Below are 23,331 nucleotides of genomic sequence, written 5' to 3'. Positions count from 1 at the left end.
CAATGTCAGAAGGCGCGCTTCAGGGCGCGCCAATGGTTATGCTGAAAGGGCCAATGTCATGGCTTTCATGGACACGGTTTTTCGCCGGCGCGCCGCCGATGGTCTGTCAAAAGACGTCAAAGTCGATCCTTCTGCAAAGAACATTCCCGCAGAGCCTGCCCGAAAGGCGGCGCCTGGCGGATCGAAGCTCTATCGATGGTCTTTCATCATTCACAAATGGGCGGGGCTCGCAGGCTTCGCGTGGCTCGCCGTTCTGGGCGTGACCGGCTTTTTGATGGATCACGATGAATGGCGCTGGATGCAACAGGCCAAGGCGCCCGCATTGCTGACGCCCGCCGATCTGAAAGAATTTGCTTCGCGGAACGTCGTGCGCTTACACCAGATCGATCCCTCCTCGCCGATGGACCGCGTCTCGGGCGGGCCGCGCGGCTTGTGGTTCTCGCACGACGCCGGCGCCAATTGGAGCGCGACCGCTTTTTCGGACGGCGACCATCCGCAGGTCTACGCGGTCACGCCCGATCCGACCCTCGGCTGGGGCAGGCTCTGGTTTGCGACCGACAACGGCGTCTATCGCTCGCTGGACAAAGGCGCCACGGCCGCTCAGGCCGGCCTCCGGGGTGAGCATGTCACCTCGATCGCGGCGAGCGACCGCCCGGATCATCTCTTCGCCGTGATCGACCGATCCAGGGTGCTGCGTTATTCGACCGCTGACCAAAAGACCGAGGAAGTCGCCTTGGCGCCGCTCGACAAGAAGACACGCCCGCCACAGGTCGACCTCATCCATTTCGTTCACGATCTGCATTTCGGCCGCGCCTTCTTCGGTCCGCTGACCTCTCTCGTCATGAATGACATCGGCGGCCTCGGCATGCTCGTTCTGTCGATCACCGGCCTGCTTTACTGGGCGCTGCCGAAATACTGGAAAGCGCAAGGGAAAAGCGCAGAACGCACATCGAAGGCGACGAAGAAGACGACGATCAAATGGCTGTTCAACATGCACAGCCCGACGATCGGCCTCGTCTCCGCAGTCATGCTTCTCTATCTTTCCGTCACCGGCGTATTGCTCGGTCACGGGCGCGAATTGCTGATGTGGATGCGCATGGTTCAGGTGCCGCAGGCCTATCTAACGCCCGCTTTCGGCATGACATCCTGGGACGGATGGATCGAGTCGATCGTCGCCTATCCCGACGCGCCGGGCGTGTTCACGATCGGCAGCCGCATCGGCATGTTCACGACCGCGGACGGCGGCGAAACCTTCGCGCGGGAGGAGGACGCCAAAGGCCAGCCGATCGTCGCCGCGACGAAGCTGCGCCGCCTCGGAGACAAGGTGTTGGTCGCCAACGGCATGGCGGGGCCGTCCACGATCCGTCCCGACGACCGCGTGCAGGAAATCATCGCCGCGCCGGAGAAGTCGCGCATGCTCGGCGTCGGCGGCCCCGGCATGGGCGCGCGCCCGCCCGCGCCGCCAGAGGGCATGGATCACAAGAAAAAATTGGGCATGGGCGGCATGGAAGGCATGTTCATGCCGACCGACGTGACGCAAATGGGCGACAAGCTGCTCTGGAAGAGCTCCAACAAATTCTTCGTGACCGACGCGGAAGGCCGTTCGCTCGAATCCTTCGAGATCAACCAGCCGAACGACGAAGGCGTCCCCTGGTTCAACTGGATCCTCCGTCTCCATATGGGAACGCTCTTCTGGTCGGAATGGAAATGGATCAACGACATCTTCGCGATCGGCGTCGTGTTCCTGACCTGCACCGGCCTCATCCGCTGGTGGCGGAGAAAATGGGCGTAAGGCTTTCCCGCTTTCGCCGTGGCCGATGACGAGGCGCCCCCTTTTCGTCAGCCATCGCTCACGGCCGCCTGGCGTAACGTCAGACGGCTTTGTGCTCGTGAATTCCCAAGTCACGCCTTGCGACTGACGTCACGCCAGGCGCAAGTCTTCCGCCTGCAGACAAAGAAGGGCATGATGAAACGCTTTCTTCCCCTACTGTCGCTCAGCGCACCTGCGGCCGGCGCGAGCCGCGCCGACGAGAAGGATCGGCTGATTATTCCCCTGCAGGGTTTGAAAGTTCGGACTTGCGTGGCCGCTCGGGATCAATTGAGAGGCAAAGGCCTCCGATCGCTTTCCTGGGAACTGCTGATCCATCCTGATCCCGGAAGGAGAAAGCCATTGGCGCGATCGACCAATCCCCGACAAATGAGTGCGTCGACGCGGTTCGCGCCGCCAATGATCCCGCCAACGAAGATTTTTTCCGCGCGGATAGGATGGCTCGCCCTTCCAGTGGCGCCAACATGTTCTCGCGGGCGACTGACTCCCGACGTCGAGCAACCTTCTTTCGTTTCCCAATCCGGCGGGCGGAGATTTTCAGGCCGCAGTCGACCGGCGCTATCATGCGGCCGAAATGTTCAATTTCATGGGCGACCTGAAATCGCGCATGGAGAAGTCGGCGCCGGATGCGCCGAAGTCAGTCCCGGCGCGGTTCACTCCTCACGATGCAGATGACGTTTGTCCGTAGCTGCAACCCGGTTCGGGTGGAGAGCGGCCCGGGGCGGCGGGTCTCCTCTCGATCTCTCGAAAAAAACATTTTACGGCGACCGATCCGATGTTCATTATCCCCTCTTGCGGCGGCAATTCGATAGACGTGATCATCGCGTTTCCTGTCTATTCAGACCTTCTCGAACGGGCGGAAATTGTCTCCCGGTTTGTCGATCTCGAGGCCATTCGATGAGTATCGCCCTTCCACCCCTCGCCTTCGGCGAGGCTATCGCAACCCGCACTGGCGATATCAGCCTGGCCGCGAGCCAGGCCGCCGAAACAGTGACCGCGCTCAGGTCGTTCCACTCGACGGGCGTGAATCGCCGCTTTCAAAGCAAGACGGTCAACCTGTCGATAAACGGGCTCGGCCTTTGCGCAAACGCGTGCACGCCCTTGTCTGCCGAGATGGAGGCGTCAGACGATCTCTATTTCATCTTTTCGTTCCGTGGCGATTGCTTCACTGAGGTGGATGGCCGCAGATATTCCTGGCGGCCGAATGAGACGGGGGTCCTGATCCCCAGAAGCGGCCGCCGCGTCGGCCGGTCGGATGACCGATCCATCGTCATTGCCCGGTTCGATCGCGCGCGTCTCGAAAGCACTGTAGACGCGATGTGCGGACGACCGGCGTCCGCTACGGCCGCCGGGAACCTGGACGAGTTTCGGGTCGTCGACTTGCGATATGGACCACTTGATCTTGCGTTTACTTTTCGCTCCTTCTGCTCGGCGATCGACAGTTATGACTGCAGCGAGAAATTGCTGGAACTGATCCGCTTCGATGATCTCTTTTATCGGCAGCTGGCGCTCTGCCTCGAACCTCAACTCCTCATCAAGGAAGCCTTCGAAGAAAGGCTGCTAGCGCCTGCGAAGGGTGTGATCGACGAAGTCTGCGACGCGATCAAAAGCCGGCTCCACCAGCGTTTCACGATGACAGACATGGAGCGGATGACCGGCATGTCGCGCCGCAGTCTTCAAACAGCTTTCAACCGAAGATTTGGCTGCGCGCCGATGGAATGGCAGAAGCGGGAGAGATTACGCGTCGCGCGACAAATGCTTACGCGTGGCTCCGCCGAATTGAGCGTCGCAGATCTGGCTTTTCAGCTCGGATTTTCATCGGCGTCGCGGTTTACAGCATTTTATCGGGAAATGTTCGGAGAGACGCCCAAGGCGACGATCAATCACGCTCGGAGGGTGGAGTAGAATCGAGAAGACCACCAACCATTGACAGCGATCAACTGCAGCTTGCTCCGCGCGGTTGGAGCGCTTTCCGCCTAAGGGGAAACCGGTTGGGCGCCAGAAACCGCGTCGAAACAAGAAGCCGGGGCCCCGATCCGATGCAATCGGATCGGGAAAAGCTCTAGCGCGCACGGAGACCCGCGACATTTTTGCAACAGCAAGGGTTGAACTTCTCAGCTTGCCGAAAGCGTCTATTCCTTTGCCGAACGAGAGTTGATCGTATTTTTGCGCAGCCCTATTGCTAAGTCATGATAAGAAGTCACAGGCAAATGAGCTTACATTGGCGCACACTTCTCGCCTGTGCGCTTGCAGGGATGCTGCTCATTCGCGGGCTCGGCGTCGGAGTCGCAGACAATAACTCTTCGGCGCGCATGTATAGCGATGCCGACGCGTCTTTCGCCTATTGCGATCACGCTTCGACGGCGCCGGACGACGGGTCAAACGCGCTCCATCCGGACTGCTGCGCGTTCTGCGCACCGAGCGGGCGCCATTCCACGATGGATCCGGTCTTCATCGTCGCCGCCCTCATCCCGCTCCTTTTCCCCGGGCGAGATATTTCGGGGACTCCAAACCTCTCCAGCGAAACGCAGCCGCCAATCAAGGGGCGTGCAATCAGCGTCGCTCAGCCGCGCGCGCCGCCCATCCTCTCCTGAAAGTCGACGGAATCGTCGTGTCGCGCGTCGCGCGGCCCGACCCGCGCCAACAAAAGTCGCGATGCGCGGAACCTGCCGCGCCAGGAGAGAAATCATGTCACGCGCCACGCTCATGCGAGGTGTCTGCCTCGCAACAATCGCTTTTTGTTCTTCACACGCTCTCGCTCAACAAACACTGCCGACGATCGACGTCGGCGGCGCGCGGGCGCGGCCGTCCTCGCCCTCGCTCACCCCGACACGAGGGCCGGTTCAGGCCCGAGGCGCGCCCTCGCAAGGGGCGCCAGTCGCCGCGTCGTCGCAACCGACAAGCCCGATCCTGCGCGCGACGGTCTTCGACCAGCCGACGGGACAGGCTGTCACGACCCTCAATACGCCCTTCATAAAATATATCGACCAATCGCCGCAGGCGGGCCTCGGTGATCTCTTGCGCTTCTCGCCGGGCGTTACGGTGACTGCGCTCGGTCAGGGCGGCGAAGCGATCATCTCGATCCGCGGCTCCGCCAACAACCCCAACGCACGCGCGGTCGGACGCAACTTCGCGCTACGCGACATTGTTGTCCTGTCGGATGGCTTCCCCATCACCTCCGCTGACGGCTTCACCCGTACCTCCGCGCTGGATCCTTACGCTTTCGGCGGTGTGGAGGTCTATCGCGGCCCGTCCTCCGCCCTGCTCGGCAATTTCGCCGTTTTCGGCGGCATCGACTTCAAATCCTATACCGGCGCGCAGCTCGACGGCGTTGAAACCGGCTCGGAAGGCGGCAGTTTCGGCTACGTCAAGAATTTCGTGCGCGCCGGCAAGCGCGTCGTGAGTCCGGCCTATGGCGAATTCGACGTATCGCTCTTTGCCTCGGACAACCGGACCGATGGCTATATTCCGCATCAGAACACGGAAGCGCAGACCGTCAATCTCCTCGCCCGGTGGGCGCCGACAGCCACGGATCGCGTCACATTCAAGTATATGTTCAACAACAGCTTCGGGAACCAGAATGGTCCGTTCTCGTTGCTCCAGTTCTACACAAACCCCTATCAGTATGGCTACGGCTGCCCCATCGCGGCGTTCCTGAGCAGCCCCTTCTGCGTCGGTCGCACTGCGCCGCTTAACGGGATCTGGGGCATACCGAACCAGCCGAACAACCCCAACGGATTGCGGGCGCAGAGTTATGAGTCGCTCGGCATCCACGGCCACACGCAGCAGCACATCGCCGGCGCGCGCTATGAGCACGACTTCGGCCAGGGAACGACATTGCTGGCGCAGGGCACGTTCAATCTGCGCGAGATTCTCGCAGGAGGCCAGCCGCCGCCAGCCGGCAATTATGGAGCGCCGGTCGATCTCATGGGCGGCACGAACAATTGGGATGCGCGCCTCGACCTCTCTCATCATGGCGCGATCTTCGGCATGCCCTCGCTGAGCTATCTCGGCTTCATCTATAACGAGAGCAAACAGTCGGACATTCAGCACGCCCGCGTGCCCAACGTCTGGTATTACGGCGCGCGCGGCGCCTGGGCGGGCCAAGTCGACGCCCATACCCGCAACCTCACCTTGCGCGCGCGCCAGGAAATCGAGTTAGGGCGCGGTCTTACCGGCGTCGTCGGGTTCAGCTCGAACTGGAACCGCGTCTTCGGCGACATTCGCGTCAACCGCTACACGGTCGCGGGACTGTGGCAGACGCCTTCCATGTTCGCCGTCGACAACGAATATTGGAACACAGCGCCAGAGGCCTCTCTCACCTGGCGCTACAGCCCCGAGTGGCAGTTCCGCGCCCGCTATGCCGTGGGTTACGGCACGCCGCCCTTCGACAGCCTGACCAATACGCCAACCGGCGCCGGGCCGAACACCGGCCTGAAGGCGCAGACCAATATGGGCGTCGATGGCTCGGTCGAATGGACGCCGAACGAGACGCTGACGGCCAACGTCACCGCTTACAACGAATGGTACAGGAACGAAACCTTCTCGCAGGTTGGTCCAGCCCCGCAGCTGCAGACCTATGTGACGAACATACCCGCCTCCATTCACCGCGGCGTCGAAACGGCGATCGACTGGCGGCCGATCGAGGGATGGCGTTTCTTTGCGGCGCACACCTATTACAGCCACTTCTTCACGAACTTCCAGGACTCGTTGACCGGCGGCTATGTCTTCGACCGCTCGGGCAAGCGCATTCCCAACGTTCCGGCGCACACCCTCACGGCGCGGGCGGGCTATGACATCCCGTTTGGACAGATGAAGGGACTTGGCGCCTATGTGGAATACGTTTTCCGTTCGGCGCATGCGCTGAATAACTACAACACGATCTGGTCGCCGGGTTACGGCCTCGTCAATGTCAACCTGCACTACAATAGCGATTCGGGATATGGTTGGGCGAAGAGCTTCAGCGCTTATGTGGAAGGGCGCAACCTCATCGATACACCCTACGCCGCAGCCTCTTACGCCATCAACGACACCGTCACCAATGGCTTCATTACGCCGGGCGCGCTTCGCGTGACTGACGGCAATGTCATGCCCGGTCAGCCGCGCGCGATCGTTGCGGGCATGAAGATCAAGTTCTGAAAGTTTTCGCATCTCGGAGGAAACGCGAATGAAAAAAACAATCTCTGGCCTGTCCCTCGCCCTGATGCTGGGTGGCGGCGCGGCCCTCGCCCAAGCGCCCGCCGAGGCGCCGTCCGAGAAAAAAATGGACCACGGCGGCATGAACCACGGCGGCATGGATCACGGCGCGATGGGCGACCAAAAGATGGGCGACCACAAGGCGATGGGCGACGGCGGCTATCATCACCGTTTCGAGGACGCTGAGAAATGGGCAAAGCAATTCGACAAGCCCGACCGCGATGCCTGGCAGAAGCCGGATCAGGTGCTTGACGCGCTGAAGCTTGCCCCGAACGCGTCGGTCGCCGACATCGGGGCCGGCACGGGCTATTTCAGCGTGCGCATCGCCAAGCGTGTGCCGCAGGGCAAGGTCTTCTCGGCGGATATCGAGAAGGACATGGTGCGCTACCTCGGCGAACGCGCCAAGAAGGAGGGCCTCGCCAACATCGTCCCGGTGCAGGCCTCGCCGGAGAGCGCCAATTTGTCCGAGCCCGTCGATGTCATCCTTCTCGTTGACGCCTACCATCATATCGGCAATCGCGTCGATTACTTCAAAAAGCTGCAAAGCTCGCTGAAGCCCGGCGGAAAGCTGGTGATCATCGACTTCCGCATGGAAAATACGGATGGCCCGCCGAAGGAGCATCGCGTCTCGATCGAAAAGGCGACCGAGGAGCTGAAATCCGCAGGCTACTCGCTCATCGAGACGCAGGATTTCCTGCCGCGGCAATATCTCGCGGTCTTCAAGAAAAGCGGCGCGTAACCAGACCCGTCGCCTCGCCCGACAGCGCTCCGCTGAGCTTCAGAAGCGCTGTCGGCGCGCAGTTGCCCAAGCATCCCGCCTAACCCGAACTCCAGCCGCCGGCCGGCGCCTAGGCAAGGAGCATCGCTCCATGAAACTTCATCGCAGAACGATCCTCCTCGCGCTTGGCTCGAACCTGCTCGCCTCTGCGACACAGGCGCAGACCGAGTCCCCGCCATGGGTCCCGGCGCGCGATTTCAAGGACACGGCGAAATGGTCGGCGGCGCTCGACAAGCCGGAACGCGACGCTTGGCAAAAGCCGGATCAGGTCATCGACGCCTTCAAACTGCCGGCGAACGCGCGCGTCGCCGATATCGGCGCCGGCACCGGCTATTTCAGCGTGCGTTTCGCGCGCCGTCTGCCGGAGGCCAGGATTTTCGCGGCCGACGCCGAGCCCAAAATGGTCGAGTTTCTGGCCGAGCGGGCGAAGCGCGAAAGCCTCGCCAATATGATCGCCACGCCGGTGACGATCGCCGATCCGAAATTCCCCGAGCTGCTTGACCTCGCGCTGTTCGTCAACGCCTATGGTCAGTTCTCGGACGCCGCCGCCTATTACACGAAGCTCAAGAGTCAGCTGAAGCCGGAAGGCCGTGTGGCCCTCATCCTGGCCCAACCGGACGAGCAGATGGGCCCGCCGAAGGATCGTCGTCCATCGTTCGAAAAATGCGTGGAGATCATGCAGAAAGCCGGCTTCACGCTCGTCGAGGCGCCGGACTTCCTCCCTCGCCAGTTCTTCGCGATCTTCAGGAAGAGCGTGCAATGACGCATGAACCCGCGCCTCGCGCGCGGTTGCTCGACTTTCGAGGCGCGGTCGCGCTTGTCGTCGCCAATACGATCGGGACGGGGGTGTTCACCACATCCGGCTTCGCGCTCGCCGATCTCGGAGCGCCGTCCTATGTCATGGCGGCCTGGCTGGTCGGGGGACTCTACGCGCTGTGCGGGGTCGCCATCTATGCTGATCTCGCCGCGCGCTATCCTCAGTCGGGAGGAGAATACGCTTTTCTTCGCCAGACACTGCATCCTGCGCTCGGGACTGCGGCCGGGTGGATCTCGCTCGTCGCGGGATTCACCTCGCCCATCGCCGCCGCAGCGCTCGGCGCGGAGCTTTACGCCGCGCGCGTTGGCGGCTTTACGCCCGGCGCGCCATGGTTCGCAAGCACGCTGATTATCGGGCTTGTTGTCCTGCACGCGGGCGCGCCGGCGACGGGCGTGCGCTTTCAGAACATCGCTGTCGCCATCAAGGTCTCGGCCATTCTCGCCTTCATCGGATTCGGCGCCGCGCCCTTGATGAGGGCGGTCGCGGCTGCGCCATCGGCGCCTGCGGAGCCATTCTCGTGGATCGCCTTTGGCGGTTCGCTGGTCTGGATCTCCTATGCCTATTCCGGGTGGAACGCGGCGGTCTATGTCACGGGCGAGGTCGAAGGAACTGGGGCGACGGTGCGGCGCGCGCTTTACGCTGGCGCAGCGGCGGTGATCGCCCTTTATCTTGGCGTCAGCGCCGTCATTCTCTATGGCGCGCCGCTCGACGAATTGCGCGGCGTCGCCGATTCGGGCGCCGTCGCGGCGCGCGCGCTCGGTGGCGCGACCGCCGAACAGGCGCTCAGCGCACTCATCGCGCTGGCGCTCATTACATCCGCTTCATCCATGTTGCTCAGCGGCCCGCGCGTCTATGCGCGCATGGCGCAGGATGGCGCACTGCCAGCAATTCTGGGCCGACTGCATGGCGACCATCCGCGCATCGCAATCCTTGCACAGGGCGCCCTCTGTCTTGTGGTCGTGTGGAGCGCGAGCTTGCGCAACCTGCTCGAATTCGTGGGCGTAACGCTCAGCCTTTCGGCCGCCATGGTGGTCATTGGCTGGCTGCGTCAGGAATTCGCCGCCGCGCACCGGCCCCGGCCGCTGCTCGTTGCGGCCGGCGCCTTGTTTCTTACCGAAGCGACGGCGATTTCCTTCACCGCGCTGAAGATGCGCCCGGGGTCGGCGATCGCGGCGTTGCTGCTGATCGCTGTCGGGCTCGCCTCGCATTACGCGCGAGGTCTTCGCGCTGGCGCTACATCCACTTCTGACGCCACCAGCGAATAAGCCCGGTCCCGATCAGGAAGAGAGCGAACGTCGCGAAGATATCGTTCACCCAGCGCCATTCGCTCCAGAACAGCGCGCCGGTGTGGATGCTGCGCAACCACATGAACATCGGGACGCCGGGCGAGTCGGGATTCGTCGGCTCAAACATTTTGAGCCGCGCGCCATCAAGGCTCGTGAAGACGAGTTTTGCGCTGGTACGCCATAGTAGCCCACCCTCGAAAGCGGTGACGTCAGAGGGCGCAAATCCGCGGGAGAAGGCGCCCATGCTCATCGACATCGGCCGCGCCGACGGCGACGCGCCCTGCGGCCTCATGCCCCCGGACCCTGCGCCTTGCTCCCGGCCGGAGCCCCGATCCATTCTTTCGCCCATGCCGGGATCGGCAGGCGCCAGCGCAGCCTCATGGAATGCATAGTCGTCGCCGCGGATGATCGCCGTCGAACCCATGCCCGACATGATGACAACCCTGTCGCCGATGCGCCGCATGCGGTTGGCGCCGCCGATCGGCTGGCCATCGGCGTTGCTCTCGCGCGCCCATGTCTTCCCGTCGTCGGCAGTCGTGAACATGCCGAGGAAATTGCCAACGGAGAACGTTCCCGGCGCGTCTGGATAGCCGACGATCGCATCGATGTGGCGATCCCAACTGTTCAGGCGGAAGGCCGGGGTCAGCAGCGCGGTCGGGGTGCTGATGCTGCGCAGCAGCCCGCCGAGCTCCTGATCGTGGTCGACCACGATGCCCGTGAGGGCGAGATAAAGGAGGACGGGAGCGGCGATGAGGCCGAGCGTCGCGCCGTGAATGCGGTATAGCCAGCTTGTCGTCGCGCGCTTGGCTTCCGGCGACATGCCGCGAACGCCCGCCTTCGCCTGCACGCGCCACCATTTGCCGAAACCCCAGTAGAGAAGGCCGGTCATGGCAAGAATCAGCATCCCAAGTCCGCCGAGATCATTGAGGAGCCGCGACGTCTTCTCCTCGAACAAACCGCGCCCGAAATGGATCGAGCGGACGAAGCGATGGAGACGAACGCCCAGCGGACGCGCTTCGTCTGGCAGCGGCGCAATATCGAGTATTTCGGCCCTCGACGCCAACTCCGGGTCGAAGCGAAAGACGCGCGACTTGTCGATGACGCCAAGCATTTCGTTCGGCGTCGCGCCTTGCGCGAGAGCCGTGACGCGTTCGCCCGCGAGCCCCGCGATCTCCGCCGTTTCGCCTCTATCGGTCGTCGCGAAGAGACCCATGTCGGTCCCGATCCACAGCCGCTTCCAGCCGAGCGCAGGATCGGCCTCGATGGCGAACACCTGCGGATGCGCATTGTCCTTGAATTGTGTCGCCCGCCAATTGGCCCCGCCGTCGTCGCTTCGCCAGAGGCCGCGCGGACCGGCGGCGAGCCGCCTCGTGGCGTCATTCGGATCGATCTGGAGATAACGTACGACATTTCGCGCGGCGTTCATGCTGACGGAATCGCTGACCAGCCAGTGCGGCGTCGTCACCTGCTGCAGCGATCGCCAGTCGTCGTTATTCAGGAAAAAGCCCGTCAGCCCGAGCACGGCGAGCCATGCGGCGCCGATCAACCCGGCCCATTTGTGGATGACGAAGGCCCACCTGTAGAGCGAGGAATTGCTTTTGCGCTTGCGAACGCTGCCGCTGCGCGTCGCCGCAGCCCCGGCCGCCGAATTCGGGCCTGCCGCAGCGAATCCTTCATCACGCCGAAAAAACCGGTCGATCAGTGACATATTGTGGCCTCCTGCTACTTTTCTCGCCGCGTTCCGCCAACGCGCCGCCTCGGGCGTATCATCAACCAGCGCTGACCCGATATCCCCCGGCATCTTGGATGAATCTATCGAAAGTGCAACGTCGGGGTTAAGGAGTAAGCAAGGCGGCATGCAGGCCCTTGGCCACCCAACCAGCAGGTCAAGTCATCCGTCATAGCGCCGCGGCGAACGCGTCTTGCGTCGACCGCCACGCGCCATTTGCGGCAAGGGATTTTGGTTACTTTCCCCCGGATCGTCCCTACCGGCGGCGATCGGCGGAGTTGCGCCTTTCCTCGGTTCGCGTTCCCTGCGCCGAAATCGCCAGGGCGAGCGAATGTGACCGGCGCGATGAAGCCGCCTTTAAGCAACATATCTCTGCGCTGGCGCGCAGCGCCTTGAACGCAGCCGGGCTTTCCAACGATCTTGCATGGCATGGGAACACCATGCGCCATCCAGAAGTTGAATTGGCAAGCCCGCATGCGCCGGCTTCGGCGCGTAAAGGAAGCGGGTTACAATGCAGCCAAGGAGTAGCGCGATGGTTACTTACAAGGAACACATCGCAATGACTGTTGTGCTTGCGATTATAGGAGCCGCATTCGGCGCAGCATTGGGTGGCGCGACGATAGGCTTCCCGGCGGCGCTCGCGAGCACCATTATCGGCGGTATGGGCGGAGCGGTGTTGGGATCGTTCATGTAGACAACGTCTGAACGAAAATCTCACGAGCGCGGGCGATGCAGGATTCGCTGCTTCGCCCGCGGCTGAGTTCCCATGTTTGTCGGGCCGCGGCTGGATTTTTCATATTTGCCGCCCTAGCATGTTCCTTGTTGGAGGCCGTCTTCGAGGAGATCATTCATGCAAAAGCGCATTTTCATTTGCATGGTCGTCATGGCCAGTCTGAGCTTCGGCCCATTCATGTCTCAATCAGAGGCGCAAACGCTGCGCGGCGCAGCAAGCGTTCTCTCGGCAACACAAAATTTCAGTCCTGTCGACGCCGCTGCATGCCGCGGTTGGGGACGCTGGTGCAGACCTGGCTATGTGCGCACTTGTGGCCCGTGGCGCTGCTGGTGTCGGCCCTGTTGGTAAACCGATCGAGAGCGCGCGATCGTTTCACGAGAGCAAATGCGGCGAATTCGAATTCGCCGAAGTTGCTCATGCTTCCTATCTTGTCGCGCGTTCGAACGGGACACCGCCTATACTTTTCCTGAACGCTCTCCAGCGATTGGGGCGTTCTTCTGATTAACCTTCGTGCTTTAGGGCTGTTGCGCTCTCATTCATCGCCGAAACGCGTGAACCATCGCGCTTGCGAACCGACGCGATGAGCAGGTGAGCCCTATCCGGGCGCAGCTTCAACCATGCATTCACGAGGCGACGACATGGCGATCCGCCCGGTTAAAGTCAAGCCTTCCTTGGAAGTCGGCAGGCAAGGTTTCACGCTACGCTCTCCGAAAATCCGCCGCACTCCGAAAGCGTGCTGCACCAGCATATTTGTGTAAAGACCCGGTCCGCTTGAATAGATACGCCATCCGCCGTCGACCGAAATAGTCCCGGCCCTGACGCGCGACCATTCGGCGCTTGCCTGATACCGATCCGCAAAGGCCGCGTCACTGCTGCTGAAATAGGCGTTGCGTTGCCGCAAGGACGCATGAGCCAATCGATCGGTGACGGCGATCGGATTGGCGACAAGCAGCGCCTCCCAAAGCGCATCGGGATCGCCGAGGATGCTCATGGCTTCCGCATAACGCAAGTGTGAATGCGTATACATCAGGCCAATTTCCCGGCCGAAGAAGGCGGCGGATTCCGCTCGTCGGAAAGTCGTTTCAGGGCCGCCGTGATAGGCTATCGGCCTGTCCATGAGGCGCGCCCCATCGGGAAACAGCAGGTAATTTCTGATAAGGTCGAGATGACGCTGCGCCTGCTCCTGAGTGAAGACTCCTCCAGCTATCGCTTGCACCATCGGAAGCATCGAGTAACCAGGACCGATTGCATCGGCGCTCGGATGGAGCAGCAGCGCCGGCATGTCGCCGTCCGGCTTGAACAAGGCATAGCCGGCCAGCGTCTCGTCGCGAATGAGGAAGCGATTGAAATCCTCGCGCATGGCCGCGACGATGGACCCAAGCTCATCAGCGGCCTCATTGCGCCCAATCCGCCGCAGGATTTCGGCGTAGCGGCGCAATTGCTGATGGAGCAGCGCAACAGTCCAGCTACTTACCATCCAGTCGCGTTTCTCGGGATCGACAGGTTGAAGAGAGTCGTTCCAGTCGCCGTTCCCGTAGCGGATGAGATGCGTGCCAGGGATGAAACGCTCGCGCACCTTAGAGATCAGGGTTTCCACATGCGTCGCAACGGAGTCTGAATAGGCCGTCTTCTCGAAAGTATCTCCACGCCTCCAGGCGACCCGCTCGTCGAGAAAAGCAAAATCCCCGGTCGCTTCGACGTAATCGCACAGGGCCTTCAGAGGCCAGATAATAACGTCCCCATGCGCTTCGCTGTCCCTTATCGATGAATAGGGATCCAGCATGAACCATTGCGGCCAATCGCCCCGCTTTTCGTGCTGCTGGGAAAAAACGATCCGGAGAATCGCCTTGGCAGGCTCGTCGTGCTCGAGTGACAGGAGCAATTCCATCGGGCCCTGACAAACGTCGCGCGTTCCCCATGCGGCGCCCGAATATTGCTCGAGGCCATGAGGCACTGTGAGATGCGCCATGGCGTCGTGTGCGAACCAGGGAAAGATCGTGTTGATCGCCTCGACCTCGGCATCGGGCGCGGGACCCTCCAGACGCAGCCCGCGCGTAACATTGCGCCAGTAATGCGTGGATTTGGCCAGCATCGCTTCGTGGCCGACTGGCCCGCGATATTTCGCCGCCAACGACTCCGCTCGCTTTGCATCCGTCAGCGAACCGACGACCGCGAATACGAATTCGCGCGTGGGACAAGTTCGCATCACTGCATACGCGCCGCTGCGCCGTCTGTTGTCCACGTAAAGCAATTCGTCGCCGCCGACTGCTTCGACTTGCTCGGGCGCGCTTGTCACCAGATGGAAGACCGCCTGCGGATATTGCCGGGCCCACATGCCATCCACATCCGGCCGGAAGGTGAACTGATTTTTCGTCGCGTCGATTTCCATCCTACCCGCATGTGAGAATTCATGCTCGCCGATGACCAGGTGGCCGAAAATAAGCAAGCGACAGGGGGCGCCCTCGACGGTAATTCGCCACTGCATCGCAGGCTCTTCGCCGGAGACAACCGCGGAGACCGCAATGGTTCGGTCCTCGAGTTGATATATCCAGCGACAATCGCATAAGCCCATTTCGAATGCGGACGGCGTAGCCAGCAATCGCCATTGATTCCCGATTTCGACCAGCATGCGCAACCCGTTTCCCCGCGTGATGTTGTAGGGATCACGCGAAACGGAAAAGAGCTTGTGAAAAGATGTATTGCCGATGGTGAGTTGCGCGCCGAAAACGCCGTGCATCCAGCAGGTGGCGCACAAGGTATCGTCACTCGGCAACATCTCGGCGCCGCTGAACAGCAAGGCGCCATGGCGGCGCGCCACAAGTCGCTCTTTTTCGCGCAAGACGATATGCCTGCTGTGGGTTTTATCTGGCGTAAAGAACGACAGAAACTCGCCGCCCGCCTGCTCGACATGCGTGCGTTGTGGATAAAGCGCACCTATCGCACTCTCATCGAGGTTGCGGGCGATGACCGGCGCGGCGTCGTGCAAATGAGTCCGCAGTGGCAGAGACAACGCGGCTTTACACGGCTTCCAGTTCGCACGGGCGCGTTCGGCGATATCGATCAACGCGAGATCGGCGACACTCGAAGCCGCCGGATGGTCTGGCGTGTAGAATCCGAAAAACGTCCACGCGGCCTCGGCGCCAGGCGCCAGCGCGGCAGGGCCGGATTGCAGCGCAGCGCAAGCTGTTTCGTATTGCAGACGCTGGGAAGGGAGCGTGGTCCCAAAGCTGAAGGCAATCTGGTCGGCGTCGCGGTAGGCAGGCCCCATCAGCTGGCGGAAATCGGTTGCGTAGCCTTCCGCGCCGTCGAGGCAACCATGGGCGACCCAGGGATGCGCGCCGGCTTGCCAAAGATTCTGGCGATTCATCAAAACAAAATTCATTCGCGGATGCGTCGCGACAAAATGATCTAGATATTGGCTCGCATAGGCTTCATTGTTCATCAGGAAGGACGGTTCGCCCAGGCCGATATCCTGAATTAAGATGGCGTCGGAGGAGATCTCCCGGTCTCGCAGGTTGTGCGCCTCGACTCGCCATAGCCACAGGTTCAAGTCGGGATGCAGCCACAGGCTGACGCGATGTCGCAAGCCCTTCTGCTCGCCCTCCCACACAAAGCGGTCCTCCCCCACGCCGACACGGCATCGCGCATTGGGGCCGATGACGGGGAGGATCACCGGGTCGGCGCCCCCGGTTCGCAGATAAAGTCCGCCCATCCCATCGGCGATCGGCGACGCGAGCGTCTGGTTGATCATGATACGGCGGTTGTCCCGCACATGTTCGATCGCGAAGACCGCGCCGTTCGGCAACAGGCTGATCGAGACCCCTGCCCTATTGGCGATTCGTGACAGGCCAAGATCGTCCATGCGCGGCGTCGTGATATTTTCTGCTGGCGTTTGCAACATTCCCTGTCCTTCGACAATGGCCTCTTGTCCCGACGACCATTGCGGTTACGGCGACAGAAAAATACGAGACCGGACGCCCTCGAGCTCGAGCCTGGCGACATGATAAAGCGATTCTCGGGAAAATCGCGCAGAGGCGGTCTGATCCTTCACCTCGCTGCGCGCGCCATCGTCCGGCGACGGCCATTCGCTTCGGATCGTCAGATGAGTGACCCGAGTCCTTGCGATCGGATGCAGGCTTGAAATGGATGCAGATTGCCCGCCAACGTGAGGCGCGGCTGCGCGTCTCGCCAGTTTGCCGGGTCTAAACCCTGATCGACGGCGACAATTACGCTGGCTATAAACCTGCGCCGCTCGGGGGTTCAGCCGAATTTCGATCCTCGTCGACCGTCTGGGCCATTTCCTCCGCCAATTTAGCTTCGCCAACGAATTTCTGCACTTCGCCAAGAGCGCTTTGCGCAATCCCCGCGACGGCAAGCTCGGGTGATTGTACGGCGAGGCCGAGAGCGAGCTTCGTTTTCCCCACCGCCTCGTTCGCGTATCCCCTCAGCTGATCGCTTGAGCCGGATTGTAGGATTTTGCCGACAACCTCCGTCACGACGCATTTCTCCGGGTCGATCGTTCCCCGGGCTTTTTCCCGAAGGTCCAGAGAGTCATTTCCTTCGACAGGCTTCGTCGCGGCGCTCGGCGCCGAAACCTTCCGCGCGGTCTCTCCGTTCGTGAGATCAACGTCGGTCGTCGGCCTGTCCGTAAGGTTAGACATCTGATGTCACCGACCTGCAAAATCAGGTTTCACCGACCCGACTCTTAAACGTCGATAGACTGGTCATGGTTCCGACGCGCATCGGTCAAATCCGTGAAGTAACGCCGCATTTCGTTGCGGGAACTTATCGGCGAAGCCTTGCGTTGCAGTAGGCGGGTTCTATCTCATTCATACAAGCGCTTTGCATCGAGCAGAGACAAATCCGAGAAAGCGTCGATGAGGAGCTATTTGCAGACCGGCGCCTCGCCCAGAGGGTGGGAAAGATGCATCGACATCGCCGTGCGCTGGTTGACGAGATGCAGCAACGGATCATGCCAATACCTGATATCGGCGCTAAACGAATCCACTGACGAAGAACTGGCTGACAAGTGCATTTGTTGTTGGGGACTGGACCAGCCCCAAGGCGACGACAACGACATCACCTGGTTCGAGCAGCACGAAACCGACAGGCGCATGCTCGTTGAGGCGTTCGCTGCTACTAGAGCATATTTCGCCGAGGAGCTTTGACCACCTACCCGCGCTTTCAGTTTTGCCACTGAAAAGGCAGCGCCATCTTGGCAATTAGGCAAAGCTGGCCTTCGATACGACCCTTTTTCAAGACATCCCGCTGACATTTTCTTCCGTTTGGCAAAGGAAAGAAATCTAACGCGACGCTACAGCGGAAACGGGCGTCGCGCGGTGGAGTTGTGGCCATCGTTAGGGCTTAAAGCCGGTTCATGTCGCTATGTGATCCCCCGGGGCGATTCCCCGTCGGGATGATCAGTCAAACGCACCGAACCGAGGTCTCGTCAATGCAAAGTCTGGTTGTCGCCCGTCCCGTGAAAAAGGCCATTGTTCTTGCCGCGCTACTGACGGCTTCTCTCCCGCTATACGGCTGCTACACTCCCGGCGAACGCGCCCTAGGAGGAGGCGTCATCGGCGGCCTCGGCGGCGCGGGAATTGGCGCTCTTGCTTCGGGCGGCCTCGCTGGCCCGACATTGGCCGCCGGCGCAATCGGGGCGGCCGGCGGCGCGCTCATTGGCGCGGCCACCGCTCCGACGCCGCGTTACTATTACCGTCGCCATTACGCCCGGCGTCACTACTACTGACGACAACCGACAGCGTCGGGTCGTTCATGCATAATGACCCCACGCTGCGTTCACGCCATGGCTGCTGCAACCCGCTGTGCGTTTCCACAACGCAGTTCATGATGAAACTAGCTAGATCACTCCTGCAGGGGCGATCTTTGCTGCCTCATCTCCAGCGGGGGAAGTCATTCATGTCCAGGATTTTGTCTATGCCGGTCGCCGCCGGCTTCATGTCGATCGCCGCCAGCCTCATGGTCATCCCTGCGCAGGCAGCCGCCGTTTCCTTTGTCTCGAGCAAGGGCGTCAATACGGGAAACTGCGCATCCTCGGCCAATCCCTGCCTCACATTCCAATACGCCTTGAACCAGACTTTGGCTGGCGGCGAGATAAAGGCGCTTAGCCCCGGAAATTATGGTCCTTTGAACATAAATAAGGCGATCACGATAACGGGCGCCGAGGGCGCCGGCGTCGTTCGCGCCAGCGCAGGCGACGCAATAACAATCAATGCCGGGGCGAACGACAGCGTGAATATCTCACGCCTTACGATCGACGGGCTCAAATCCGCGACGAATGGAATCAAGCTAAATTCAGCTGGTTCGCTTTCGATCAGAAACTGCGCCGTTCAGAATTTCACCGGCGTCGGCGTATATCTTCGTCCAACGGCAAATCTGAAATTTTTGCTGACGGACATAATTTCATCGAATAACGGCGGCGACGGCTTCAATATCACAACGAACGGCGGCTCGGCGAAGGGCGTCCTCAAACAAGCGTCGGCGATAAACAATTCCGGCGCGGGCGTGATGATACAGGGATACACGCGACTCATGGTCGTCGACAGCGAGGCCAACAATAACCTTGTCGGCTTCAGAAGCGAGATCGGGGCAATTCTCCGCCTTACGCATTCGACTGCAACCGGAAACAGCGGCAAAGGCGTCTATCTCTTCACCGCCGCCGAAAGCGCCGGCGACAATTTCATCCGTGGCAATGGGTCAGGACCGGTCGACGACGTGAGCGGGTCCCTGACAAACGTGGGGACGCGCTGAAACACGGGTGCGCTTTCATGCACGAGCATGCGAGCGCACCCGTGTTCAGACCATTTTCACCGGCGTACAAAACGACAAATTCGGCCCGGAAATAAAGGGCTCAGGCTGCGGTTCCGGCTTCATCCGGATCGAGCTCGGTTCTGACGGGCAATTGCGTCCGGATCGCTTCGACAATGCTCTGGATGGCGACATTTGCCTCGTCCGCGCGGCGTTCCGCGAGGCTCGCGCGCTGCTCCACCCTTATCAACTCGGCTTCTTTTGCAGCGAGCCGCGATTGCAGCATATCGAATGCGTTGCGCGTCTCCTCGAGCGCTGCTGTGAGTTCGACGATCTTTGCCTCGGCCTCGAGCTGCGCTGTTTCCGCTCGCTCCGCGCGGGCGTCGGCGAGTTCAAGCTTCCTGACGACGGCGTCAGCGACATTGTGAGCGCGCGCTACCGCTTCGGCCGCCTGCTCCTCCAGTCCCTTGATTGCAGCCGCGGCTTCCGCGACGAGGTTCAGGGCCGCGGCGGCGTTGTCGCCGCCGGAGGAAATCTGGCGGGTCGGGAAATTCACTACAGACGCCGCCGTTGATGGCGTCTCATTGACGGAGTTCATTTCGCTCACGTCTTGATCGGACTCGAGCCATTCCATCGAGATCCCTCCTCCGTCGCTCGAATCGATGCGTCGAGCTCGTCTCGCGATTCATATTTTGTAAACGAATCCGGCGAAATATCGACATACAAACAAGCTTGAGCGGCGCATTTTATGTGGCGAATGGAGATTTCAAAAGGCTATGGAGCCTCTCCGGCGTCGGTTCCGACCCCTTCCCCGACTGCGTTCAACAGACAAAAGCGTCAAATTTGAATACGCAGACCGCGCCCTCAAAAACACGCGCGGCTCCGCATGGCCGGCGGGATATTTTCAACGCCGCCGGCGCCGCTCCCGCGCGATCGTGAGGTCCAATGTCTGGAGAAACCGCGAACGGTCGGCGGAAGAAAATGGCGGCGGACCGCCGGTTATTTCGCCAGTGGAACGGATATGCTCCATGAGCGATCGCTGCGCGAGAGCCAGACCAATGGAGTCCCCTGTAAAAGCGCGGCCATAAGGCGCAATCGCGTGAGCTTGTTTCGCCAATACGCGACTGGCCAACGGAATGTCGCTGGTGATGACAACATCTTTCGGAACGATCCGTTCGACGATCCAATCGTCGGCGATGTCGGCACCGGCATCGACGATTATCCGGGCGATCAGCGGAGATTGGGGAATCTGGATAAAGCTGTTGGATACGACGAACGTCCGCAGTCCATAGCGAGCGGCCACCTTGAAAGTTTCATCCTTCACGGGGCAAGCATCGGCGTCGATGTAGATTGTAATCGTCATGGCGCCGTCCTGACAGTTTCGGCCCAAGTTGTCACCCACGCTGATGGCGGCGGCGCTACGAAGGGCCACATGACGAACACTTTTCCCGGCGCGAGCGAGTTTCGCAGCGAGGTCCAGCGAACCGCTCGATTTGCAAGTTTTTGGTAAGCAGCGACTGCAAAGCATCCGATCAATAGCTGGCGACAGTCGGATCAACACCCCAATTGAAGTGATAGTTGACGCCCGCCCGCACGACATGCCCGTCGAAACGGGCTTGCGCCTGTGTTCCGTTTGCCCAAACGAGCGCTCCGGTAGCCAAAACTGTCGTAGTCAACCCGGCGTTGGTTCGGACAGAACCGAGATCGTAATAGAGATATTCAGCTTTCGCGCTCCAGTTCGGCCAGAACATCCATTCGAGACCGCCGCCCGCGCTCCAGCCAACACGCGTATCGGAGAATGAACTACCGCCGAAGCCAGTTGTAATGAAACCGGGAGTGCCAAGTGTAAAGCTCTGCAAACCGGTGACGTTCAGGCTTACGCCGCCATATGCAAGACCGCCGGTTCCGTAAAGGAGCAAGGTCGGACTGAAGAGATAGCCGATGCGGCCCCGCACTGTTCCCAGATAGTCGAGGCTCCTGCTAGCCGACATGACGGTGTTAGCCGATGGAAGTGGCGCCGCGGGAAGCATGACGGGAACCGTAGTTATCAGGGAGCCGCCGCCTACTCCACTGGCGATACCTTGAATATCAGCCTCGACGCCCGCGACGATGTTCCGCTGTAATTGCCAAGTGTAGCCAATCTGACCACCTCCTATGAAGCCTCCGTTCCCACTGGCGCCAAGCATGCCCGTCGCGCCGAGCGCCGCCGCCGCCGACCAGGGAGCGGGGCCAAATGCTCCACCCTGAAAAAGGGGAGCGGAAGCGATAGAGACATTTTGGCTGTTGTTCCACGTTCCGCCGGCGTTCATACCGACGTGGAAACCAGTCCACACCGGCGGCGGAGGATTGTATGCCGGAGGCGGAGACTCGCGCGAAGGGAAATCGGCGGCGAAGGCTGAACCAGCCGCAAGCGTCAGCGCAGTGAGCGCAAAGCCGATCTTTCTCATTGGACAATTCCCGATGCATTGATTCTCAGCTGCGGCTGTAGACGCGCCAGAATTCTTCCAAGCCTCACGCCCGGGACCGGGGGCGTCAACAAGAGTTGCGGCAACGGTAACGCTTCCTGCCTCACATTGTTGCCCAATGAGACATATCCGCCACGGCATGACGGCGCAGGAACAAGCGGACAAAATTACATCCGCAGGCCGGACATCAACGCGACCGACCGGGGCGCGCTCATGAAAAAAACAAGCCGCACTCTTCCATCGTATCGTCGAGGATGCCGATCACATCCTGCATCAACGGGCGGGCCGCTCGATCGGGCTGCACGCAGGCCCATTCGAGTTCTCGCAATCCTGTCAACGCAGCGGGCTCCGACGCGCATCGGTCCAGCAATTCGCCGAGCAGCAATCCAAAGGCGCGGACCTCTATCCGCCGCCACGCGTCGCCCTCAACTCCCTCGGGAAGCACGCAGGCCGCGCCGAAATCGCCGAGCGCCGCCTCGCCGGCCTCACCGTCCCAGAGAATGTTGTGCGCATACAGATCGCCGTGCATCAATTCGCGGGCGTGAAGATGGGCGGCGGCGGAGGCGATCCCGCGCGCGAGGCTCAGCGCGCTCGTCCGAGAAAGCCGTAGCCCGGGATCATAGACGTCCCGGCTGCAACTCTCGGGACTTGGAGGAGCCGCCAGCGTGCGCCAATGAGCCGGCGCGAGCGGCATCAGCAGCGCATCCGCCCCCTCGGGATGATCCGCCAGCCGTCCGAGGGCGGCCGTGAGATTGGCATGTTCGCCGGCGGCGAGACAGGTCGCCATTTCGCGCTCCGGCAAACCGTCGCTGGTCATCGCGCCCCTGAAAAGCTTGAGGGCCACGGGTAGCGCCTCATCCGAACCGCCCACACGCCAGAACGCCCGATGCACGAGTCCCGAGGCGCCCTCGCCCAGCCGGTCTCCGATTTCGAGGTCGGCCCAATGAACCATCGTCGCCGCTGTTGGAGCGAGCGCGCGCTCCATGGGATTGCCGGCCCAGGAGATCCAGGCGAGCCTCGGCAGACTCGCGAGCCAGAGCGGAAGGCTCTCGATGCGATTGGAGCTGAGCCGCACAAGCTCGAGCGAATCCGCACCGGCGAGGCTCGGCGGGAGCGTCCGGAGGCGGTTTCCGGCGAGCATCAGCTTTTGCAAATGCGGCCGCTCTCCGAGAGCGTCGGGCAACCGCTCGATCTGATTGTCGGTCAGGATAAGCCAGCGCAGCAGGGGTGGCAGCGCCTCGCCGGGTATCTCGCGCAGCCCCGTCGCCCGGAAGCCGACCTGGCTCAGCGACGCGCAATCGCCGAGCGATGCAGGAAGCCGCTCGAACCTGTTGCCGGAGCAGAACAACACGCGCAGCTTGTGGAGCCGGCCCATTTCATCGGGAAGATCGCTCAGCGCGCCGCCGCCGAGATCCAGCACCTCGAGCGTATCGGCTAGACCGAATATCTCACGCGGAAATTCGGCAAGTCCCGGCAGACGCAGCCGCCTTGCGCCGGCCAGATCGCCGCGGCGAAGGGCTTCCAGTTCGGTTGTCGTCTTGGAGACAGGCATTCTCACGCTGTAGCGGACGGCGCGCGGGAGCAAAAGCGCTGTTTTTGACGGAGCTGCGTCGTCGCCGACCTTCACGCCAGGAGAGCGGGCGCTCTTCCGGAGAGCCACCAAAGCGGGATTAATTCACGCTTCCATGGAATCTGGATTGAAGTCGCAAAAAATTAAATCTGAACCGGGAC

17 protein-coding genes are annotated in these 23,331 nt (G+C 61.3%); 10 read left to right on the top strand and 7 right to left on the bottom strand.

The window, feature by feature from the left end; translation table 11 throughout:
* Positions 1-58 precede the first annotated feature (58 nt).
* The 7 genes from LG047_RS00380 to LG047_RS00350 all read left to right on the top strand — a co-directional run bounded on the left by LG047_RS00380 (position 59) and on the right by LG047_RS00350 (position 9,884).
* A complete protein-coding gene (locus LG047_RS00380; RefSeq protein WP_227964363.1) occupies positions 59-1,792 on the top strand; it encodes a PepSY-associated TM helix domain-containing protein in 1,734 nt (577 codons plus the stop codon).
* A 933-nt stretch (positions 1,793-2,725) separates the two neighbouring features.
* Positions 2,726-3,733 (top strand): AraC family transcriptional regulator, encoded by a 1,008-nt coding sequence (locus LG047_RS00375; RefSeq protein ID WP_227964360.1) that lies wholly within the window; start codon positions 2,726-2,728, stop codon positions 3,731-3,733.
* Between the two features lie 305 nt (positions 3,734-4,038).
* The gene (locus LG047_RS00370; RefSeq protein ID WP_227964356.1) at positions 4,039-4,422 is read left to right on the top strand and encodes a hypothetical protein; all 384 of its coding nucleotides are present in this window, start codon (positions 4,039-4,041) and stop codon (positions 4,420-4,422) included.
* A 94-nt stretch (positions 4,423-4,516) separates the two neighbouring features.
* Positions 4,517-6,967, top strand: coding sequence for a TonB-dependent receptor domain-containing protein (locus LG047_RS00365; protein ID WP_227964353.1), 2,451 nt, complete (start codon positions 4,517-4,519; stop codon positions 6,965-6,967).
* Positions 6,968-6,995: 28 nt separating this feature from the next.
* Positions 6,996-7,763, top strand: coding sequence for a class I SAM-dependent methyltransferase (locus LG047_RS00360; protein ID WP_227964349.1), 768 nt, complete (start codon positions 6,996-6,998; stop codon positions 7,761-7,763).
* A 130-nt stretch (positions 7,764-7,893) separates the two neighbouring features.
* Entirely contained in the window at positions 7,894-8,565 is a 672-nt protein-coding gene (locus LG047_RS00355; RefSeq protein ID WP_227964346.1) for a class I SAM-dependent methyltransferase, read from the top strand.
* The gene (locus LG047_RS00350) at positions 8,562-9,884 is read left to right on the top strand and encodes an APC family permease (protein ID WP_227964344.1); all 1,323 of its coding nucleotides are present in this window, start codon (positions 8,562-8,564) and stop codon (positions 9,882-9,884) included. Before LG047_RS00355 ends, LG047_RS00350 begins: the two co-directional genes overlap by 4 nt.
* Here LG047_RS00350 and LG047_RS00345 read toward each other — a convergent pair.
* Positions 9,853-11,613, bottom strand: coding sequence for a PepSY-associated TM helix domain-containing protein (locus tag LG047_RS00345; protein WP_227964342.1), 1,761 nt, complete (start codon positions 11,611-11,613; stop codon positions 9,853-9,855). The two genes, LG047_RS00350 and LG047_RS00345, sit on opposite strands and share 32 nt — an antisense overlap.
* Positions 11,614-12,166: 553 nt before the next feature.
* Here LG047_RS00345 and LG047_RS00340 point away from each other — a divergent pair.
* Positions 12,167-12,328 carry a hypothetical protein gene (locus LG047_RS00340; protein ID WP_192815572.1) on the top strand — a complete coding sequence of 54 codons (162 nt, stop codon included), beginning with the start codon at positions 12,167-12,169 and terminating at the stop codon, positions 12,326-12,328.
* A gap of 634 nt (positions 12,329-12,962) precedes the next feature.
* Here the strand turns inward: LG047_RS00340 and LG047_RS00335 are convergent.
* Both LG047_RS00335 and LG047_RS00330 read right to left on the bottom strand, forming a co-directional pair.
* A complete protein-coding gene (locus tag LG047_RS00335; protein ID WP_227964340.1) occupies positions 12,963-16,268 on the bottom strand; it encodes a GH36-type glycosyl hydrolase domain-containing protein in 3,306 nt (1,101 codons plus the stop codon).
* 334 nt (positions 16,269-16,602) lie between these two features.
* Positions 16,603-17,028, bottom strand: coding sequence for a hypothetical protein (locus LG047_RS00330; RefSeq protein ID WP_227964337.1), 426 nt, complete (start codon positions 17,026-17,028; stop codon positions 16,603-16,605).
* Between the two features lie 791 nt (positions 17,029-17,819).
* On the opposite strand from LG047_RS00330, the gene LG047_RS00325 reads away from it, so the two are divergent.
* Together LG047_RS00325 and LG047_RS00320 are read left to right on the top strand one after the other, a co-directional pair.
* On the top strand, positions 17,820-18,116 hold the full coding sequence (locus tag LG047_RS00325) for a hypothetical protein (RefSeq protein ID WP_227964334.1): 297 nt from the start codon (positions 17,820-17,822) through the stop codon (positions 18,114-18,116).
* Positions 18,117-18,286: 170 nt separating this feature from the next.
* Complete coding sequence (locus LG047_RS00320) at positions 18,287-19,138, top strand: right-handed parallel beta-helix repeat-containing protein (protein WP_158497257.1); 852 nt, start codon at positions 18,287-18,289, stop codon at positions 19,136-19,138.
* A gap of 100 nt (positions 19,139-19,238) precedes the next feature.
* On the opposite strand, the gene LG047_RS00315 is transcribed toward LG047_RS00320, so the two are convergent.
* The 4 genes from LG047_RS00315 to LG047_RS00300 all read right to left on the bottom strand — a co-directional run bounded on the left by LG047_RS00315 (position 19,239) and on the right by LG047_RS00300 (position 23,152).
* Positions 19,239-19,769, bottom strand: coding sequence for an ABC transporter permease (locus LG047_RS00315; protein ID WP_227964331.1), 531 nt, complete (start codon positions 19,767-19,769; stop codon positions 19,239-19,241).
* 270 nt (positions 19,770-20,039) lie between these two features.
* Positions 20,040-20,498 carry a YaiI/YqxD family protein gene (locus LG047_RS00310; RefSeq protein WP_227964328.1) on the bottom strand — a complete coding sequence of 153 codons (459 nt, stop codon included), beginning with the start codon at positions 20,496-20,498 and terminating at the stop codon, positions 20,040-20,042.
* Between the two features lie 169 nt (positions 20,499-20,667).
* Positions 20,668-21,582, bottom strand: a complete 915-nt coding sequence (locus tag LG047_RS00305) for an outer membrane protein (protein WP_227964325.1) — start codon at positions 21,580-21,582, stop codon at positions 20,668-20,670.
* A gap of 229 nt (positions 21,583-21,811) precedes the next feature.
* Positions 21,812-23,152, bottom strand: coding sequence for a leucine-rich repeat-containing protein kinase family protein (locus tag LG047_RS00300; RefSeq protein WP_227964313.1), 1,341 nt, complete (start codon positions 23,150-23,152; stop codon positions 21,812-21,814).
* Between the last annotated feature and the right edge of the window lie 179 nt (positions 23,153-23,331).

Origin of the sequence: Methylocystis sp. WRRC1 (assembly GCF_020733155.1) — a bacterium.
Lineage (GTDB): Bacteria > Pseudomonadota > Alphaproteobacteria > Rhizobiales > Beijerinckiaceae > Methylocystis.
This window is presented reverse-complemented; position numbering and strand designations above follow the sequence as displayed.

Excerpts from the sequence above, each read along its gene's own strand:
- LG047_RS00380 (WP_227964363.1), top strand. The coding sequence starts at position 59 with ATGGCTTTCATGGACACGGTTTTTCGCCGGCGCGCCGCCGATGGTCTG.
- LG047_RS00375 (WP_227964360.1), top strand. The coding sequence starts at position 2,726 with ATGAGTATCGCCCTTCCACCCCTCGCCTTCGGCGAGGCTATCGCAACC.
- LG047_RS00370 (WP_227964356.1), top strand. The coding sequence starts at position 4,039 with ATGAGCTTACATTGGCGCACACTTCTCGCCTGTGCGCTTGCAGGGATG.
- LG047_RS00365 (WP_227964353.1), top strand. The coding sequence starts at position 4,517 with ATGTCACGCGCCACGCTCATGCGAGGTGTCTGCCTCGCAACAATCGCT.
- LG047_RS00360 (WP_227964349.1), top strand. The coding sequence starts at position 6,996 with ATGAAAAAAACAATCTCTGGCCTGTCCCTCGCCCTGATGCTGGGTGGC.
- LG047_RS00355 (WP_227964346.1), top strand. The coding sequence starts at position 7,894 with ATGAAACTTCATCGCAGAACGATCCTCCTCGCGCTTGGCTCGAACCTG.
- LG047_RS00350 (WP_227964344.1), top strand. The coding sequence starts at position 8,562 with ATGACGCATGAACCCGCGCCTCGCGCGCGGTTGCTCGACTTTCGAGGC.
- LG047_RS00345 (WP_227964342.1), bottom strand. The coding sequence starts at position 11,613 with ATGTCACTGATCGACCGGTTTTTTCGGCGTGATGAAGGATTCGCTGCG.
- LG047_RS00340 (WP_192815572.1), top strand. The coding sequence starts at position 12,167 with ATGGTTACTTACAAGGAACACATCGCAATGACTGTTGTGCTTGCGATT.
- LG047_RS00335 (WP_227964340.1), bottom strand. The coding sequence starts at position 16,268 with ATGTTGCAAACGCCAGCAGAAAATATCACGACGCCGCGCATGGACGAT.
- LG047_RS00330 (WP_227964337.1), bottom strand. The coding sequence starts at position 17,028 with ATGTCTAACCTTACGGACAGGCCGACGACCGACGTTGATCTCACGAAC.
- LG047_RS00325 (WP_227964334.1), top strand. The coding sequence starts at position 17,820 with ATGCAAAGTCTGGTTGTCGCCCGTCCCGTGAAAAAGGCCATTGTTCTT.
- LG047_RS00320 (WP_158497257.1), top strand. The coding sequence starts at position 18,287 with ATGTCCAGGATTTTGTCTATGCCGGTCGCCGCCGGCTTCATGTCGATC.
- LG047_RS00315 (WP_227964331.1), bottom strand. The coding sequence starts at position 19,769 with ATGGAATGGCTCGAGTCCGATCAAGACGTGAGCGAAATGAACTCCGTC.
- LG047_RS00310 (WP_227964328.1), bottom strand. The coding sequence starts at position 20,498 with ATGACGATTACAATCTACATCGACGCCGATGCTTGCCCCGTGAAGGAT.
- LG047_RS00305 (WP_227964325.1), bottom strand. The coding sequence starts at position 21,582 with ATGAGAAAGATCGGCTTTGCGCTCACTGCGCTGACGCTTGCGGCTGGT.
- LG047_RS00300 (WP_227964313.1), bottom strand. The coding sequence starts at position 23,152 with ATGCCTGTCTCCAAGACGACAACCGAACTGGAAGCCCTTCGCCGCGGC.